The organism is Streptomyces sp. NPDC058751 (assembly GCF_042746485.1).
GTDB lineage: Bacteria > Actinomycetota > Actinomycetes > Streptomycetales > Streptomycetaceae > Streptomyces.
The window spans coordinates 189,578-205,536 of sequence record NZ_JBHYPZ010000008.1; the positions used below are offsets into that span (position 1 = coordinate 189,578).

At 73.0% G+C, this 15,959-nt stretch carries 17 protein-coding genes; 7 read left to right on the forward strand and 10 right to left on the reverse strand.

From position 1 onward, the window contains the following. Positions 1-101: 101 nt before the first annotated feature. Positions 102-485 carry a DUF3037 domain-containing protein gene (locus ACFW6B_RS10815; protein ID WP_386594272.1) on the reverse strand — a complete coding sequence of 128 codons (384 nt, stop codon included), beginning with the start codon at positions 483-485 and terminating at the stop codon, positions 102-104. Next, positions 482-1,255: a HipA family kinase gene (locus ACFW6B_RS10820; RefSeq protein WP_386594274.1), complete on the reverse strand. Its 774-nt coding sequence runs from the start codon at positions 1,253-1,255 to the stop codon at positions 482-484. Before ACFW6B_RS10820 ends, ACFW6B_RS10815 begins: the two co-directional genes overlap by 4 nt. A gap of 220 nt (positions 1,256-1,475) precedes the next feature. Between ACFW6B_RS10820 and ACFW6B_RS10825 the strand changes: the two genes are divergently transcribed. Then, on the forward strand, positions 1,476-1,925 hold the full coding sequence (locus ACFW6B_RS10825) for a Rieske (2Fe-2S) protein (protein ID WP_386594276.1): 450 nt from the start codon (positions 1,476-1,478) through the stop codon (positions 1,923-1,925). Positions 1,926-1,966: 41 nt separating this feature from the next. Here the strand turns inward: ACFW6B_RS10825 and ACFW6B_RS10830 are convergent, their stop codons facing one another. After that, a complete protein-coding gene (locus ACFW6B_RS10830; protein WP_386594278.1) occupies positions 1,967-2,605 on the reverse strand; it encodes a cysteine hydrolase family protein in 639 nt (212 codons plus the stop codon). A gap of 199 nt (positions 2,606-2,804) precedes the next feature. On the opposite strand from ACFW6B_RS10830, the gene ACFW6B_RS10835 reads away from it, so the two are divergent. Beyond that, on the forward strand, positions 2,805-3,272 hold the full coding sequence (locus tag ACFW6B_RS10835; protein ID WP_386594280.1) for a pyridoxamine 5'-phosphate oxidase family protein: 468 nt from the start codon (positions 2,805-2,807) through the stop codon (positions 3,270-3,272). 180 nt (positions 3,273-3,452) lie between these two features. Here ACFW6B_RS10835 and ACFW6B_RS10840 read toward each other — a convergent pair whose 3' ends face one another. Further along, a complete protein-coding gene (locus ACFW6B_RS10840; protein WP_386594282.1) occupies positions 3,453-4,355 on the reverse strand; it encodes a LysR family transcriptional regulator in 903 nt (300 codons plus the stop codon). A 75-nt stretch (positions 4,356-4,430) separates the two neighbouring features. On the opposite strand from ACFW6B_RS10840, the gene ACFW6B_RS10845 reads away from it, so the two are divergent. Beyond that, entirely contained in the window at positions 4,431-5,366 is a 936-nt protein-coding gene (locus tag ACFW6B_RS10845) for a DMT family transporter (protein ID WP_386594284.1), read from the forward strand. Positions 5,367-5,441: 75 nt separating this feature from the next. Here ACFW6B_RS10845 and ACFW6B_RS10850 read toward each other — a convergent pair whose 3' ends face one another. Next, entirely contained in the window at positions 5,442-6,773 is a 1,332-nt protein-coding gene (locus ACFW6B_RS10850; protein WP_386594286.1) for an aminotransferase class I/II-fold pyridoxal phosphate-dependent enzyme, read from the reverse strand. A 23-nt stretch (positions 6,774-6,796) separates the two neighbouring features. On the opposite strand from ACFW6B_RS10850, the gene ACFW6B_RS10855 reads away from it, so the two are divergent. Next, positions 6,797-7,498, forward strand: a complete 702-nt coding sequence (locus ACFW6B_RS10855; protein ID WP_386594288.1) for a pyridoxamine 5'-phosphate oxidase family protein — start codon at positions 6,797-6,799, stop codon at positions 7,496-7,498. A 148-nt stretch (positions 7,499-7,646) separates the two neighbouring features. Here the strand turns inward: ACFW6B_RS10855 and ACFW6B_RS10860 are convergent, their stop codons facing one another. The 3 genes from ACFW6B_RS10860 to ACFW6B_RS10870 all read right to left on the reverse strand — a co-directional run bounded on the left by ACFW6B_RS10860 (position 7,647) and on the right by ACFW6B_RS10870 (position 10,531). Continuing rightward, a complete protein-coding gene (locus ACFW6B_RS10860; protein ID WP_386594290.1) occupies positions 7,647-8,675 on the reverse strand; it encodes a DMT family transporter in 1,029 nt (342 codons plus the stop codon). A 202-nt stretch (positions 8,676-8,877) separates the two neighbouring features. After that, positions 8,878-9,888, reverse strand: a complete 1,011-nt coding sequence (locus ACFW6B_RS10865) for a DMT family transporter (RefSeq protein WP_386594292.1) — start codon at positions 9,886-9,888, stop codon at positions 8,878-8,880. 97 nt (positions 9,889-9,985) lie between these two features. Continuing rightward, the gene (locus ACFW6B_RS10870; RefSeq protein WP_386594295.1) at positions 9,986-10,531 is read right to left on the reverse strand and encodes a Clp protease N-terminal domain-containing protein; all 546 of its coding nucleotides are present in this window, start codon (positions 10,529-10,531) and stop codon (positions 9,986-9,988) included. Between the two features lie 311 nt (positions 10,532-10,842). On the opposite strand from ACFW6B_RS10870, the gene ACFW6B_RS10875 reads away from it, so the two are divergent. Further along, positions 10,843-11,271 carry an SRPBCC family protein gene (locus ACFW6B_RS10875; protein WP_386594297.1) on the forward strand — a complete coding sequence of 143 codons (429 nt, stop codon included), beginning with the start codon at positions 10,843-10,845 and terminating at the stop codon, positions 11,269-11,271. A 108-nt stretch (positions 11,272-11,379) separates the two neighbouring features. On the opposite strand, the gene ACFW6B_RS10880 is transcribed toward ACFW6B_RS10875, so the two are convergent. Then, positions 11,380-12,048: a PadR family transcriptional regulator gene (locus ACFW6B_RS10880; RefSeq protein WP_386594299.1), complete on the reverse strand. Its 669-nt coding sequence runs from the start codon at positions 12,046-12,048 to the stop codon at positions 11,380-11,382. 165 nt (positions 12,049-12,213) lie between these two features. On the opposite strand from ACFW6B_RS10880, the gene ACFW6B_RS10885 reads away from it, so the two are divergent. Beyond that, the gene (locus tag ACFW6B_RS10885) at positions 12,214-13,023 is read left to right on the forward strand and encodes a PhzF family phenazine biosynthesis protein (RefSeq protein WP_386594301.1); all 810 of its coding nucleotides are present in this window, start codon (positions 12,214-12,216) and stop codon (positions 13,021-13,023) included. Positions 13,024-13,141: 118 nt separating this feature from the next. Here the strand turns inward: ACFW6B_RS10885 and ACFW6B_RS10890 are convergent, their stop codons facing one another. Continuing rightward, positions 13,142-13,939, reverse strand: coding sequence for a CPBP family intramembrane glutamic endopeptidase (locus ACFW6B_RS10890; protein ID WP_386594303.1), 798 nt, complete (start codon positions 13,937-13,939; stop codon positions 13,142-13,144). Positions 13,940-14,122: 183 nt separating this feature from the next. Between ACFW6B_RS10890 and ACFW6B_RS10895 the strand changes: the two genes are divergently transcribed. Then, positions 14,123-15,889 (forward strand): substrate-binding domain-containing protein, encoded by a 1,767-nt coding sequence (locus ACFW6B_RS10895; RefSeq protein ID WP_386594305.1) that lies wholly within the window; start codon positions 14,123-14,125, stop codon positions 15,887-15,889. Positions 15,890-15,959: the final 70 nt, after the last annotated feature.

Sequence of the window (15,959 nt, forward strand, 5' to 3'; positions counted from 1 at the left end):
GGTACGCCCGTCAGGTGAGCGACCGCTTAGTACCTTCAGCAGACGTGACGCTAGAAGCCCTGGCACGCGGTGTCAACGGCGCACCGCGCGCATGTGATCCATTACCTGACCAGGAGCTGGAGCAACCGCTCGGTCTCGGCCCCGGGATCGGCGGTCAGGCCGGTGTGCACGGGGCCCGGCTGGACCACCGTCGAGCGCGGCGCGATCAGCCAGCGAAAACGCCGTCCGGCGTCGTCGTGTGCCGCCTGACCGGCGGCTTCCCCTCCGGCGCAGACGCCTTCGACGGCGCGCAGCGCGGCCCGTACGCCCTGCACGTCCGCGTCGGGGTCGAGCGCGAGCAGCTTGCTCTCGTCCAGATGGGTACGGGCCGCGACGAAGGAGTGGGCGCGGCAGTACACCAGCACGCCCGCGTTGAAGCACTCGCCGCGTTCGACCCGCGGCACGACACGCAGCAGCGCGTACTCGAAGACGTCCCGCTCGTTCACTTGCCCCCCTCGGTGCCGTCGAGGCCCTTGATCCGCTCGTGGATGACGGCGGCGCGCGCCAGCAGCGGCCGTGCGTAGGCGCGCCGCAGCTCGTCCACCGTGTCGAAGCCCGGCTCGCCGGCCAGCCAGGCCTCGGGGATCTCGGCCGTGACCTCGGCGAGCAGGTCCTCGGTGACCAGCGGGGCCAGTTCCGCGGCGGCCGAGGCGATGTCGGGGTGGAAGGGGGCGAGCGCGTGGTCGGAGACGTCGTACGGCTTGGCGGCGGAGGTCTCGGCGCCGGGCCAGTTGTGGTGCCAGATCATCGTGGCGCCGTGGTCGATGAGCCACAGTTCGCCGTGCCACATCAGCAGGTTGGGGTTGCGCCAGGAGCGGTCCACGTTGTTGACGAGGGCGTCGAACCAGACGATCCGGCCCGCCTCCTCCGCGCTCACCTCGAAGGCGAGGGGGTCGAATCCGACGGCGCGGGGGAGGAAGTCCATCCCGAGGTTGGGGCCGCCGCTCGACTTCAGCAGGTCCTGGACCTCCTGGTCCGGTTCACCGAGCCCGAGGACCGGGTCGAGGCCGATCGTCACCAGGCCGGGCACCCGCAGGCCGAGCCGGCGGGCGAGTTCACCGCAGACGACCTCCGCGACGAGCGTCTTGCGTCCCTGTCCGGCGCCGGTGAACTTCATGACGTACGTGCCGAGGTCGTCGGCCTCGACGAGTCCCGGCAGCGAGCCGCCCTCGCGCAACGGCGTGATGTAGCGGGAGGCGTTCACTTCCTTGAGCATCGCCCCAGGTTACTGGGGCGGTCCCGCGCGGGGGACGCGACCCGGTGGCGGGGACGGGAGCGGTGCCGGTGTCCGGGTGCCGGGCGGACCGCCGCCCCGCGCGCCCGGCTGTCGGTGCGCTGTGGATCAGGTCAAGAAGTCGCCATCGCCTGAACAGGGCGCACGGGCGGACCGTACCCCTGGACAGATCCAGATCATGTCCGCTGAAGGGAAGGCCAGCATGACCAGCGAATCGCTCCACTCCGCACAGACACCGTCCCGGCGCACCGTCGTGGCGGCGGTCGGCGCGGCGGGGATCGCCGCCGCGCTGACCGCGTGCGGCGCGGAGGACGACGCCTCCGACACCGTGGGCTCCGGCAACGGCGCGGCCGGGAACGCGGCCGGCACGGAACTCGCCAAGACCGGCGACATCCCCGAGGGCGGCGGCAAGGTCTTCGCCGACAAGGGGGTCGTGGTGACCCAGCCGACGGCGGGCACCTTCAAGGCCTTCTCCTCGAAGTGCACCCACCAGGGCTGCGCGGTCAAGGGCATCGCGAACGGCGTCATCACCTGCCCCTGTCACAACAGCGAGTTCTCCGCCACCGACGGCAGCGTGAAGAAGGGGCCCGCGACGACCGGGCTGGCCGCCGCGAACATCGCCGTCGAGGGCGACTCCATCAAGCTCGCCTGACCGCCGGATCCGGACTCCGGCCCGCCGCGGCGGCGGCGGTGTCAGCTCCGTTGTCTCTTGAAGCAGGTGAGCACGTCGTCGGTGGTCGTGACGGTGGCGACCAGCGCGAGCGTGTTCCGGACCATGGCAGGGGTGTACTCGGAGGGCACTCCCGCGACGGCGTCCGCGGGGACGACGACGGTGTAGCCGCGGTTCACGGCGTCGAACACGGCGTTGGGGACGGCGATGTTGGCCGAGACCCCCGTCACCACGAGGGTGCGGCAGCCGAGGTTGCGCAGCAGCGGGTCGACGTCGGTGCCCGAGACGGGCGACAGACCGTGCAGCCGCCGTACGACGAAGTCCTCCTCCGCGACCTCGATGGGCGGCGCGATCCGCACCGCCGCCGTTCCGGCCAGCTGCTGGACGGGCAGTCGCTCGGCCGCCCGGAACAGCCGGGCGTTGCGATTGGCGCCGCGGCCGTCCGGGCGGCGTTCGGCGACCGCGTGGATCACCTGCACCCCGCTCTCGTGCGCGGCGCCCACCAACCGGGCGATCCGGTCGAGGGCTCCGGACGAGCGCGCTTCCCGGGCTAGTTCGGGCAGCGCGCTGTCCGGGCCCACGACGCCCTGCTGGCACTCCACGGTGAGCAGTACCGTGCCGGCGGGGTCGAGGAGTTCGCTGAGGTGCTCGGACGACGGCATGGCTCTCCTTGTCGTCGCGGGTCGGGACGGCGGAGCGTAACGGCCATTGCGCGAGGACGGAAGACGGCTCATGATTTCCTGACGGAACGTCAGAAAGCTTTACCGGAAGCTTCGGCGGGCAGAGCCGGCACACGGAGCGGGACCGGCAGGACCTGGCCGGCACACGGACCGGCCCACACACAGAACACGAGGAAACAGTATGACCGCCACTCAGCGCAGAGGCCGGAAGATCATGATGACCCCCGGCGAACTGGACGAGTTCCTGACCACCCAGCGCACCTGCCGCGTCGCCTCCGTGTCGAAGGGCGGAGTCCCCCACGTGAGTGCCCTCTGGTTCGCCTGGGACGGCACCTCGCTGTGGCTGTACTCGGTGGTGCGCAGCAAGCGCTGGGTGCAGCTGCGGAACGATCCGCGGGTCGCGGTGGTGATCGACTCCGGCGAGGAGTACGGGGAGCTGCGGGGCGTCGAGCTGTCCGGCACGGTGGAGTTCGTCGGCGAGTTCCCGCGCACCGGGGAACTGTGCGCCGAACTCGACGTCCCGGAGATCCTGTTCGCCCGCAAGAACTTCGGCCTGGAGGAGATGCCGCACGACGGCCGGCACGCCTGGATGCGGCTGACGCCGACGGCGATCGCCTCGTGGGACTTCCGCAAGCTCCCCCCGATGTGACCCGCCCCGCACCGCCCGTCCGACCGGCACCGAACCGCTCCGCCTGCGCGAGCGGCGCCGGCGCGGACACGGCAGGCGGAACCGCGGAGGCGGCAGGCGGCGCGGGGGCACTCGGCCGGCCCGGCGGGCGCCGGACCGTTCCGCCGGCGCCTCCGGCCCCGGACCGCCCCTCGTCTCCCGCTACTCGACGGCCGCACCGGCCCTGCGCAAGGCGTCCACCGCCGCCCTGATCGAGGGCCGGCGGTCGGCGTCGGCCCGCCACACGACGTAGACGTGGCGGCGCACACGCTGCCGGACCGGCACCGTGACGACTCCCCCGGGCATGGGGTGACGCCCGAGGAGCGGGGCCACGCACACGCCGAGCCCCGCGGCGACGAGCCCGAGCTGGGTGTGCGTCTCCCCGGCACGGTGCCCGACGCGCGGCTCGACGCCCTGGGAGCGCAGCGTGAACATCAGCCATTCGTGACAGAACTCGCCCTCGCCCCAGGTGATCCACTCGTCGTCGGCGAAGTCCCCGAGGTCCACCTCGACCCGGCCCGCGAGCCGGTGGCCGGCCGGCATCGCCACATCGGCGGGGTCGTCGAGGATCGACGCCTTCACCAGTCCGTCGGGCAGCGGCATCGGCTTGTTGTACCAGTCAAGCACGACCGCGAGGTCCAGGTCCCCGCGCACCACGCCCGCGACCCCGGCCTCCGGCTCCAGCTCGCTGGAGCGCACCCGCAGCCCGAGATGCTCGGCACGCAGCTCCGCGAGCGCCGCCGGGAACAGCCCGCGCGCGGCCGTCGGGAACGCGGAGAGCCGCAGCTCACCGGCCACCTGACCGCGCTGGGCCTCCAGGTCGGACTCCGCGAGCTCGACCTGCGACAGGATGCGCGCCGCGTGCTCGGCGAGGAGCCGCCCGGCGTCGGTCAGCCGCACCCCCCGGCCGTTCTTGGCGAGCAGTTGCTGTCCCACCTCGCGCTCCAGCTTCGACATCTGCTGGGAGACCGCCGAGGTGGTCACGTGCAGTCCCTCGGCCGCAGCGCTCACCGAGCCGTGCCGGGCGAGGGCGTCGAGGGTGCGCAGCCGCTCCAGATTCAACATGTAAGCAATGCTACGAGATACCGCTCGAATATTCTCGCTTGTGCTACGAGATCGCCCTGCCCCATCCTGGACCCCATGAGCACCGTCGCCTCCTCCCGTCCCGTCACGCCGAACGGCGTCGCACCCCGCCGCCGCGCCGCCCTGGATTGGCGGATCCGCTTCGGCGTCCTGGCACTGATCTGGGGTTTCAGCTTCCTGTTCATCAAGGTCGGCACGGACGGCTACGCGCCGTTCCAGGTCACCTTCGGCCGGCTGCTGTTCGGAAGCGTGGTGCTCGTGGCGGCGATGGCGGTGAAGCGGGAGCGGCTGCCGCACGGAGCGCGGACGTGGGGGCACCTCGCGGTCGCGGCCTTCCTGCTGAACGCGCTGCCGTTCTCCCTCTTCGCCTACTCCGAGCTGACGATCCCGTCCACGCTCGCCGGCATCTGCAACGCGACGTCGCCCCTGTGGGGCATGGCCCTGTCCCTGGTCGCCCTCTCGGAGGACCGGCCGACCCGGCGCAGGGTGGCCGGTCTCGGCATCGGCTTCCTCGGCGTCCTGACGGTCCTCGGTGTCTGGCAGGGCTTCCACGGCCTGGACGCCAGGGGCACGGCGATGGCCCTGCTGGCGTCGCTGAGCTATCCGGTCGGCTGGATATACGTGCGCCGGACCCTCGCGGGCACAGGGCACTCCCACCTGTCGATGACCGGCGCCCAGCTGCTCCTGGCCACCGCCCAGCTGGCTCTCGTCACCCCGCTGTTCACCACGTTCCCGAGCCGTGTCGCGTGGGTGCCGCTGCTCGCGATCGCGGCCCTGGGCGCACTCGGCACCGGCCTGGCCATGCTCCTGCAGTACGGGATCGTCGCCGAGGTCGGCCCGACGACGGCCCAGATGGTCACGTACTTCATCCCGGTCATCGCCACCGCCGCCGGCGTCGCGATCCTCGGCGAGTCGCTGGCCTGGTCGACGCCGGTCGGCGCGGTGATCGTCCTCGCGGGCGCGGCCCTCACCCAGGCGAAGCCCCGCCGCTGACGCCCGCACCCACGGGCTCGCGGCCCGGATCGGACGTGACGGCGCGGGCGGGCGGGCACCAGACGTGGGCGGGCATCAGACGTAACGGCGCGCGGGGGCCGGTCCCACGGCGGACGCGACGGCGTCCGCGAGCGGGCCCGCGTCCTCGGGCCGAAGCGTCGAGACGGTGATCCGGATCCCCTGCGGCGAGGTCATCCTGAAGCGGGCGCCGGGCGCGACGGCCCAGCCGCTGTGCAGCAGCCGGGAGACCGCGCCGGTCTCGTCCGGGACGGGGATCCAGACGTTCATCCCACTGCGCCCGCGCGCTTCGACCCCGCGTTCCCGCAGGGCGTCGATCAGCATGTCGCGGCGCGCCCCGTACTCCGCCGCCACGGCAGCCGCGTCGACCGCGCCGTAGGTCCACAGGTGGACCACCGCCTTCTGCAGCAGACGGCTCACCCAGCCGGGGCCGAGCCGCTGCCGCCCGTGCACACGGTCGGCGGTGGCAGGGTCTCCGGTGAGCACGGCGAGCCGGAGATCGGGCCCGTACGCCTTGGCGACGGAACGCACGAAAGCCCAGTGGTGCGTGACTCCGGCGAGGGGATGCAGGGGCAGGTCGACGATCCGGTGGCCGTGGTCGTCCTCGACGAGCAGGGTCCGCGGGTGCTCGCGCAGCACGGAGCGCAGAACACGCGCACGGGCGGCGGTGACCGCGGCACCGGTGGGGTTCTGCGCCCGGTCGGTGACGATCAGGGCCCGTGCCCCGGCCTCCAGCGCCCCCCGTACGTCGGCGGGAAGCGGGCCCTCGTCGTCGACACCGACCCCTGCCGTACGCAGCCCCAGCGCCGGAAGGAGGTCGAGCAGACTGCCCCAGCCGGGGTCCTCGACGGCCACGGTGTCACCGGGCCTGAGGTGGGCCGTCAGGACGCGCTCGATCGCGTCGAGCGATCCGGACGTGACGACGACGGGCCCCTCGGGCACTCCGTCCGCGTCGAGAGCGGCGCGGGCCAGCCGCTCCAGCTCCGGCTCGACGGCGTCCTGCCCGTACTGCACGGGATGCCGGTCCGACTGCCGGGCCGCCGCCGCGAAGGCCTCGGCGAGCTTCGGCAGCAGGACCGGATCGGGATTGCCCTCGCTCAGGTCCCGTACGCCCTCGGGCACGTCGACGCGCAGCTGCTCCCGCCCCGTGGTGGCCGGCTTCGGCCGCACCCGGCTGCCGCGACGGCCGGCGGTCTCGATGACCCCGCGCTCGCGCAGCGTGCGATAGGCCGCCGCGACCGTGTTCGGGTTGACCCCGAGTTCCTCCGCCAGCTCCCGCATGGACGGCAGGAGCTGACCCGGTTCCAGCTCTCCCGTCCCGACGGCCCGTTCGACGTCGGCGGCGATCTCGGCTGCGCGACGCCCTTCGATCCGATACTCTCCTAGCACAAAAGAAATTATGCACTAGTGCAATGGAGATGGCAATGTCGGAGACGAGCACCCGGCCGAGGGCGACGGCGCCCGCCGCCTACACCCCGACCGACCGCACTGTCCCCACCCGTTCCAAGGAGCGCGCCGCGTACGACCGGGAACAGGTGCACGCGATACTCGACGAGGGGTATCTCTGCCATCTCGGGTTCGTCCGCGACGGCGCTCCGGTCGTCCTGCCCACGCTGTACGCGCGGGTCGGCGAGCGGCTCTACGTACACGGGTCGACGGGTTCGCGGCCGCTGCGGATGGCCGGCCAGGCCGATCCCGGGCTGGCCGTCTGCCTGACCGTGACCCATGTCGACGGACTGGTGCTGGCCCGCTCGGCGTTCCACCACTCGATCAACTACCGCTCCGTGGTCGTGCACGGCACCGCCCACCAGGTGACGGACCCCGAGGAGCGGCGCATCGCGCTGGACGCGCTGGTCGACCAGGTCGTTCCCGGCCGCTCCGCCGACTCCCGCCCCGCCAACGCCAAGGAACTCGCCGCCACGGCCGTGATCAGCCTGGACCTCGACGAGGTCTCCGCCAAGCTGCGCACCGGCGGCCCGAACGACGAGCCCGAGGACCTCTCCCTCCCCCACTGGACCGGCGTGGTCCCGCTGACCCGGGGACACGGCACCCCGGTCCCGGCCGACGACCTGGCGCCGGGCGTCGAACTGCCCGGCTACCTGAAGGCCCTGTGAGCGCCGGGGCCGGTCACCACGGGGACTGAGCCGGCCCCCGGCCCACCCTCTCGGACCGGGCCGGGGCCGGTACCGGCCCCACTGGAACCGGTACCGGCCCCGGCCTCACCCCTGAGCCCTGAGCCCTGAGCCCTGAGCCCGTGGAGCGTCACACGAGGAGGGGCTCCTCGGGTGCCGCGACCCGTTCGGCTCCCGCCGCGCGCGCCTCCGCCACCGCGAGTCCGGCGACCGAGCCGAGCATCAGCAGGGTGCCGACGAGTGTCGCCGCGGTGAGCCGCTCGCCGAGCAGGCCGACGGCCAGCACGGCGGCGCAGACCGGCTCCAGGAGCATGACCACGGACACGGTGGCGGAGCGGACGACCGCGGCACCGGCGAAGAAGAGCGCGTAGGCGAGTGCCGTGGGGACGGCCGCGATGAACACCAGCAGCGTCAGCAGATGGACGGGCCGGCCGGTGTGCGGGACCAGCCCCTCGGCGAGCCCGAGCGGCAGCAGGCACACGGTGGTGACGGCGAACGCCCACACCGTCGTGCTCGCCCCGTCGACGCGGCCGTCGCGCCCCCACCACCGGGTGAGCAGCGTCATCGCGGAGTAGCCGGCCGCGGAGAGCACCGCGAGCAGGACGCCCCAGGGCCGCACGGTGGCGTCCCCGCCGCCCAGAACCAGCACGCCGAGTCCGGTCAGCGCCCCGACGACGGCGGCACCCCCGCCCAGGCCGAGCCGCTCGCCCATGCTCAGCCGGGCGCCGACCGCGATGAGGACGGGCCCCGCCCCCAGGGTGACGACGGTCGCGACCGCGAGACCGGTCGCCTCGACGGCGGCGAAGTAGGCGGTCTGGAAGAGGGCCAGCCCGAGGCCGATCAGACCGATCCGCAGCGCCGTGCGGCCGAGGGGCTCCCGCACCACGGGGCGCTCCCCGCCCCCGTCGTCCCTGCGGCCGCCGTCCCCGCCCCGGCCGGAGCCGAAGCGCCGGCCGGGGCGCGGGCCACGGCGCGGGCGCGCGGCGAGCAGCAGGGCGAGGCCGCCCGCGCAGCGCCAGAAGGAGAGGGCGACCGGCCCCATGTCACTGGCCCGGTAGACCAGGGACGCGGCGGCGCCCGCGGTGCCCCAGGCGACACCGGCGACGATCAGATAGAGCAGGCCTCGCCCGACGGGCAGGCCGACAGCGTTGTTCGACACGTGTTCTCTCCGCAGATCCGCAGAAGTTCGGGAAGGGACCGCGTCGCAGCCCGTGCCACGGGGGCGGGGGCGTGCGGAAGGTCCTCGGACTTCTTCTGCGGGCAGCGCCGTTCCGCCCGGCACGGAGCCGGGCGGTGTTCCGGTACGCCCGCCTCAGGCGGCCGGAGGCGGAAGAACGAGCGTCGCAGGCATGATCCGCACCTTAGACCGCCGTTCCGTGGGCCGACAACTCTCTTCCGGCGTCGTTCGTCCCGCTCGCGACCGGCTCCCGCGGGGGTTTCGCCGGGGCGGACGACTGCGCGATGAAGGCGCCCAGCAGGACCACCGCGCCGCCGGCGATCTGGGGCGCCGAGAGGTGTTCGCCCAGCAGCACCCACGCCAGGACCGTCGCGATCACCGCTTCGAGACACGCCACCACGCCCGCGACCTGCGGGGAGAGCCTGCGCACGGAGAGGACCCCGGTGGCGTAGGCGGCGACGGTGGCGACGAGGACGATCCAGCCGAGGAGCAGCACGGCGGGTACGGACGTCCCGTTCATGTCCGCGCCGTGCCCGAGAACGGACCAGCGCATGGTCCAGGGGCGCGCGACCGCGGTCAGCACGAGGGTGCCGACGAGGAGCCCGTACGCGATCACGCCCAGCGGGTCGGGTGCCTCGTCGCCCGCGTCGCTGCCCTGGTCGGACAGGACGAAGTAGCCGACCTGGCAGCAGGCGGCGCCCAGCGCGAGGAGCAGTCCGACGGCGTCGAAGCCGAGCCCCGACCACACTTCCACCACGCAGGCGAGTCCGCCGACCGCGAGGACGACCCCGAGGGCGGCGGCCCGGGTGACGGGCCGGCGCTGCACGAAGCGCACCCAGCCGAGGACCAGCGCGGGGGCCAGGTACTCCACGAGGAGGGCGACGCCGACGGGGACACGGGATATCGCGGCGAAGTAGCAGGCCTGGACACCGGCCACGCCGAGGAGCCCGAATCCGGCGAGCAGTGCGGGGCGCCGCCTGACCAGCGCCCGGTGGCGCACGGCGAGCGGCAGCATGACGAGGGCGGCACCGGCGACCCGCAGCCACACCACGTGGAGGGGGTCGAGTCCTGCCTCGATCAGCGGCTTGGCCGCGACACCCGATCCGCCGAAGGCGACGGCCGACACGAGCGCCAGGCCCAGACCGAGGCCTCTCCCGTGGTTGTCCTGACTGCTCCGAGACGTGTGCACCGGCACATGATGACAGGCGACGACATGACCGTCACCCCCGAAGACACCTGTCTCGGTGACTGGACTCCGGACCGGGCTCCCGCACGGTGCTCGCGGACCCCGGTCAGCCCGTGTCCCCCCGGCCGACGCGCTCCCCGGGGCCGCTCCCGACGCGCTCCCGCAGCCGCGGGAGGTCGACACCGGCCCGCACGAGGACCTCGACGGCCCGCGACCGGGGGTCGGCGACGAGCGCCGCGAGCAGATCGAGGCCCCGGGCGCGCTCGTCGCCGCGCAGCACCGCACGCTCGTACGCCTCCCCCATGGCGTCCGCCGCCGGCGGGGACCAGCTCCGCCCGGCCGCCACCGGTCCGGCGCCCCGGTCCTCGACGGAGCCCTGCCAGCGGAGCCCGTATCCGATGCTGCGCTGCACGAGGTAGCCGAGCAGCCGGGCGAGCTGCGGCCCGTCCCCGAAGGCGGCGCGCACCTCGGGATCGGACTCCAGCAGGGAGTGCAGCAGATGAGCCGTGTCGACCTGCCGGTCCCCGTCCCGCAGCGCTCTCCTGCGCGCGCCGGAGACCACCGGGGCCAGTTCCGCGCCGAGTCCGGCCTCGGCGCCGGCGCGCTTCGGTCCGCTCGCGGCGGCGGACTGCTGGGGAATACGGGGCGGCACAGCCTCCACTCCATCAGCCACGCGGCTCCGGGGCATCCGCGGCAGGCACCATCTTCGGGTCCGACACAGGGTGGGCGCGCGGGGGCGGATCCTCCTCCTCACGGATGACTTCGCGCCGTTCTCCCTCCGAAGCGCGCGCCGCCTTGCCCCACCCGTTCCGCGCTCCCCGCGCGTCCGCCGCGGTGCGGGACCGGTCGCCCCCTCCACAATTCCTGACGGTTCATCAGTATTGAATGTTCCAGGGCCTGGAGCTACGTTCCGCGACACCGTAGCTGCGCCGGGCGCAGCGCCCGACACGAAGGGGTGGTCGCATGGCCGAAGTCAGCGCGGAAGCACGGATCGAGGCGCCCGCCGAGAAGCTCTGGGACCGGCTGACGGACTGGTCCGCCTACGGCGAGTGGAACGCGACGCACACCAACTTCCCGCAGGGCGGCCCGGAAAGGCTCGAAGTGGGCGGCACCTTCGCGGAGAACATGAAGCTCATGGGCTTCCCGGCCGAGGTCACCTGGACCATCGAGGAACTGGACCCCGGCCGTACCCTGGCCATCCGCGGCAAGGGCCCGATGTCGGTGATGGTCTCCACGCGCTACACGCTCACCCCCGACGGCGACGCCACCTCGGTGCGGATCGAGGGGGAGTTCACGGGCGCGGCCGTCTCGCTGATGGCCGGCAAGCTCAAGGACTCGGCGACCGCCGCCCTCGACGAGTCACTGCGCAAACTGGCCGGACTGGTGGCCTGAGTCCCGCGCGTCCGCTCGACGCGCGAAGCGGCGCCCGGCGCTCCGTAGACGGACAGGCGCCCCGCGGAAACACTTCCCCGGGGCGCCGGCAGGTACCACAGCACGCCGTCAGTCCTCTTCGGCGAGGATCAGGTACAGCTTCTTGCGGGCTTCGTTGACGACCGCCAGCGCCTTGTCGCGCTGGCCCTTGCTGCCGGTCTTCCAAACCTGGCCGAAGGCCTCCATGAGGCCGAAGCCGGCCTGCCGGATCTCGTGCAGCGTCTCCCAGTCGACCCCTCGCCCGGCCTCTTCCCACGGCGCGTCGGGACCCTCCTCGGCCGCGGTGCGGCCGGACTCGGTGAGCGAGAACAGCTTCTTGCCGCCCTCGGCCTCACTGGCGATCAGGCCCTCGTCCTCCAGCATCTGAAGGGTCGGGTACACCGAACCCGGGCTGGGCTTCCACGCCCCGCCGCTACGCTCGGCGATCTCCTGGATCATCTCGTAACCGTGCATGGGCCGGTCCCTGAGCAGGGCGAGGATCGACGCGCGCACGTCGCCGCGCCGCGCCCTTCCCCGGGACCCGCCCCGGCCGCCGCGCCCGCCCCAGGGGCCCGGACCGAAGCCCGGACCGCCGAAGCCGGGTCCGCCGGGTCCGCCGAAGCCGGGACCACCCGGCCCGAAGGGCCCGAAAGCCCCCCGCAGCCCCTCGAAGCCGCCCCGACCCCGAGGTCCGGGTCCGCCGCGGTGTCCACGTCCGTGTCCGTGCTCGTGTCCGAAGTCTTCTCCACGGGAACGCATCACCATCACTCCATTCCATCGTTGATCGGTCGCGATGCGTCAACGATATATCGGAACAGTTCGCGTGACAACCCTCGGCCGAAGGGGTGGCCCGCACCGGCAAGGGGCCAGACCCATCGGATTGGCCTTGGCCTGCGGCCGGCCGGGGCCGTTAACGTCGGCGGCATGCGCATTCGTATCGTCGACGCCTTCACCGACCGCCCTTTCGCCGGCAACCCGGCAGGGGTCCTGCTCCTCGACTCCTTCCCCGGCGACGCCTGGCTCCAGAACGTGGCCACGGAGGTCAACCACGCGGAGACGGCGTTCGCCCACCGTCTTCCGGAGGGGGGCGAGGCCGACTGGGCGCTGCGCTGGTTCACCCCCGCCACCGAGGTCGCCCTGTGCGGACACGCGACCCTCGCGACGGCGCACGTCCTCGCCACCACCGGCGCCCATCAGGGCCCGGTGCGCTTCGCCACGCGCAGCGGTGTCCTCACCGCCACCCCCGAGGCCGACGGCTCCATCACCCTCGACTTCCCGACCGCGCCCCTCACCCCGGTGGAGATCCCCGACGGTGTCGCCGCGGCACTGGGCGCCGAGCCGCTCAGCGCCCTCGACACCGGCCCGAACACCGGTGACCTGCTGGTCGAAGTCGCCGACGAGAAGACGGTCCGCGCCCTCACCCCGGATCACAGGGCTCTCGCCCGCCACTCCGAGCGCGGCATCATCGCGACCGCCCGCGCCGAAGACCCCTCGCGGGGCTACGACTTCGTCTCGCGCTGCTTCTTCCCGAACGTCGGCATCGACGAGGACCCGGTCACCGGCAGCGCCCACACGGCCCTGGCCCCCTTCTGGTCGAAGCGCCTGGGCCGTCCCGCCCTCACTGGCCTGCAGGCTTCCCCGCGCTCCGGCCTGGTCCGCACAGAGGTGCGCGGCGACCGCACCCTGCTCTCGGGCCACGCGGTGACGGTCATCGAGGGCGACCTGCTCGTGTAGCGCACCCACCGGGTCCGGCGCGGCGCGCCCCGCACGCGCGCGGCGGCACGGGAAAGGGGCGTACGACCATCTCGTACGCCCCTTTCGCCTGCCGTCGCTCAGCCTCCGCGACCACCCCTCATGCCATCGGGAAGCCCAGCTTCTCGGCGAACAGCGCGTACCCCACGAAGGCGCCGATGTCGAGCAGCGAGTGCGCGGCCACGAGCGGCCCGACCCGGCCCCAACGCCGGTACAGGTAGACGAAGACCACGCCCATCACCATGTTGCCGATGAATCCGCCGATGCCCTGGTAGAGGTGGTAGGAGCCGCGCAGCACCGCGCTCGCCATCAGCGCCGTCCCCGGTGTCCAGCCCAACTGCCCGAGTCTGCGCAGCAGATACCCGACGACGATGACCTCCTCCAGCACGGCGTTCTGCACGGCCGAGAGGATCAGCACCGGGAACTTCCACCAGACGTCGGGCAACGCCTCGGGCACCACCGTGAGGTTGGCGCCGAAGGCGCGTGCCGCCAGGTAGAACGCGATCCCCGTGCTGCCGATCACCGCCGCGACCAGGGCACCGCGCCCGAGGTCAGGCCAGGGACGCGTACGGTCGAAACCGATCACGCGCATCCCCTGGCCCTCACGCATCAGCAGGTGCGCGACGAGCGCGACCGGCACCAGGGCGGACGCGATGCCGAAGAGCTGCCAGGCCAGGTCGAGCCAGGGACGGCCCGGCGCCGCCGAGGCGTTGAGGGTGGCCGCCTGGTCCTTGAGCCCGCCGGGTTTCGTGACCGACCCGACGAAACTGATCAGCGCGGACACCCCGCTCGCGCCGAGCGACAGCGCCAGGACGAGCAGTGTCTCGTCCCGGAGAATCCGTGGGGTCGGCCTCTCCCCCGGAAAAGAACCGGCCACCGATCCCGCCTCCACCTGCACTCCCGCCTCCAGTTGGGTATTCCCGCCGCGTCCCCGTCCCCGCCCCGCTAGGGTCTCGAAAGAAGTTACGAAGATCGTGCGCGACAGGCCGTCGGGGGCGGGCACCGTACGGGGCGAACGTCCCCCTTCTCCTGTTCTACGGCTGTCCCACCGATCAGGCTCACCCTGGAGGACCTCACCGTCATGGGACGTCACAGCTTGCCCGACACGCGACGGGCGGGCTCCGCCGACCCCCGGATCCGCGCACGCCGCCGCAACACCGCCCTCGCGACGGCACTCGTCCTCACCCTCGTCGGAGGCACGGTCGCCGCGGTCCGCGGGGGCCTGTTCTCCTTCGAGAGCTCCTGCGACGACGTCGTGCACATCGAGGTGGCCGCCTCGCCGGACATCGCGCCCGCGCTCCGGGCCGTCGCCCGTGACGCCCGCGAGAAGAACGTCGCCTCCGACGGCCGCTGTCTCGACGTCGGCGTGATCGCGCGCGAGTCGTACGAGGTGGCCGCCGCACTCAAGGCGGGCAGGAAACCGGGGGCGCAGGTGTGGGTTCCGGACTCCGACGCCTGGGTGGAGCGGGTCGCCGACACCAGTGCCGCCACACAGGTCACCAGCCTCGGCAACGTCGCCTCTTCCCCCGTCGGTGTCGCCGTCGTCCCGTCGGCCGCCAGGAAACTGGGCTGGCCCTCGAAGACGTACACCTGGACCGAGCTGGCCGGGGACACGATGCGGGCCAAGAAGCTCGGGCTGGGCGCGGTCGATCCGGCCCGCAGCTCGACGGGACTGCTGGCGCTGGCCAGGATCGGCGCGGCCGCCTCCGCCGTGAAGGACGGTGACGTCCGGGCGGCGGCCATGGCCGAGACCCTCTCCCACCGCACGTCCGACAGCGGCACCGAGCTCTTCGGCACCCTGCCCCGCGAGGGCTCGGGCACCGGGCGGACCGACGCCGGCCGCAACCAGGCGCTGATCCTCTCCGAGCAGGCGGCGTTCGCGCACAACAGGGCCCAGGACAGCGGTCAGGACCTCGACCTCTTCTATCCCGAGGACGGCTCGCCGCTGCTCGACTACCCGTACACGCTGGTCGACGAGCCGCGGCTGAGCACCGACGAGGGCCGTGCGGCCCTGCGGTTCATGACCCTGCTCGGAGAGCCGGCACCCCAGCAGTTCCTTCGGATCTTCGGGTTCCGCACGGACGCGGAGAGCCCGTCGGCCACGCTCGTGGCAGAGGCCGGCGGACGGTCCCCGCAGCCGTACACGAGCGTCCTGACCGACTCCGTGTCGAAGGGCACGGTCCAGGAGGCCCTCGGCATGTGGACGATCACCGTGGAGAGCGCCCGGATCACCACGGTCGTCGACGCCTCCTCCTCCATGGGCGTGACGCTGCCGGACGACGGCCGGTCCCGTATGGACGTCACCAAGGAGTCCCTGCTGCAGGCGCTCGCCACCTTCACCGCCGAGGACGAGATCGGGCTGTGGAAGTTCTCCACGAAGCTCGACGGCGACAAGGACTACCGCGTCCTCGTGCCGACCGGGCGGCTCGGGGACGGGAGGAAGAAGGGCGGCCAGCGCGCGAAGCTGACCGCCGCCTTCAAGGCCCTGAAGCCGGAGCCGCACGGAGAGACCGGTCTGTACGACACCACGCTCGCCGCGTACAAGGAGGCGGTCGCCTCCTACGCGAAGGGCCGGTTCAACGCGCTGGTCGTCCTCACGGACGGGGTCAACCGTGACCCCGGCAGCATCTCCCGGTCCGCTCTCGTCGCCGAGCTGCAGAAGCTGGCCGACCCGGAGCGCCCGGTACCGCTGATCGCCATCGCCGTGGGCCCCGACAGCGACCGGCGGGAGGTCGACCAGATCGCCAGGGCGACCGGCGGTTCCGGCCAGCGGGTCAACGAGCCCTCACAGATCCACGCGGCGATGCTCAAGGCGATCACGGCGGCCGGAGCGGGCAGCCCCGGCTGACCACGACCGCGCGGGGGCGGCCCGGACGACCGCGCGCCCGCCTCCGGTACGCCCGGACCGCCCGTACGCG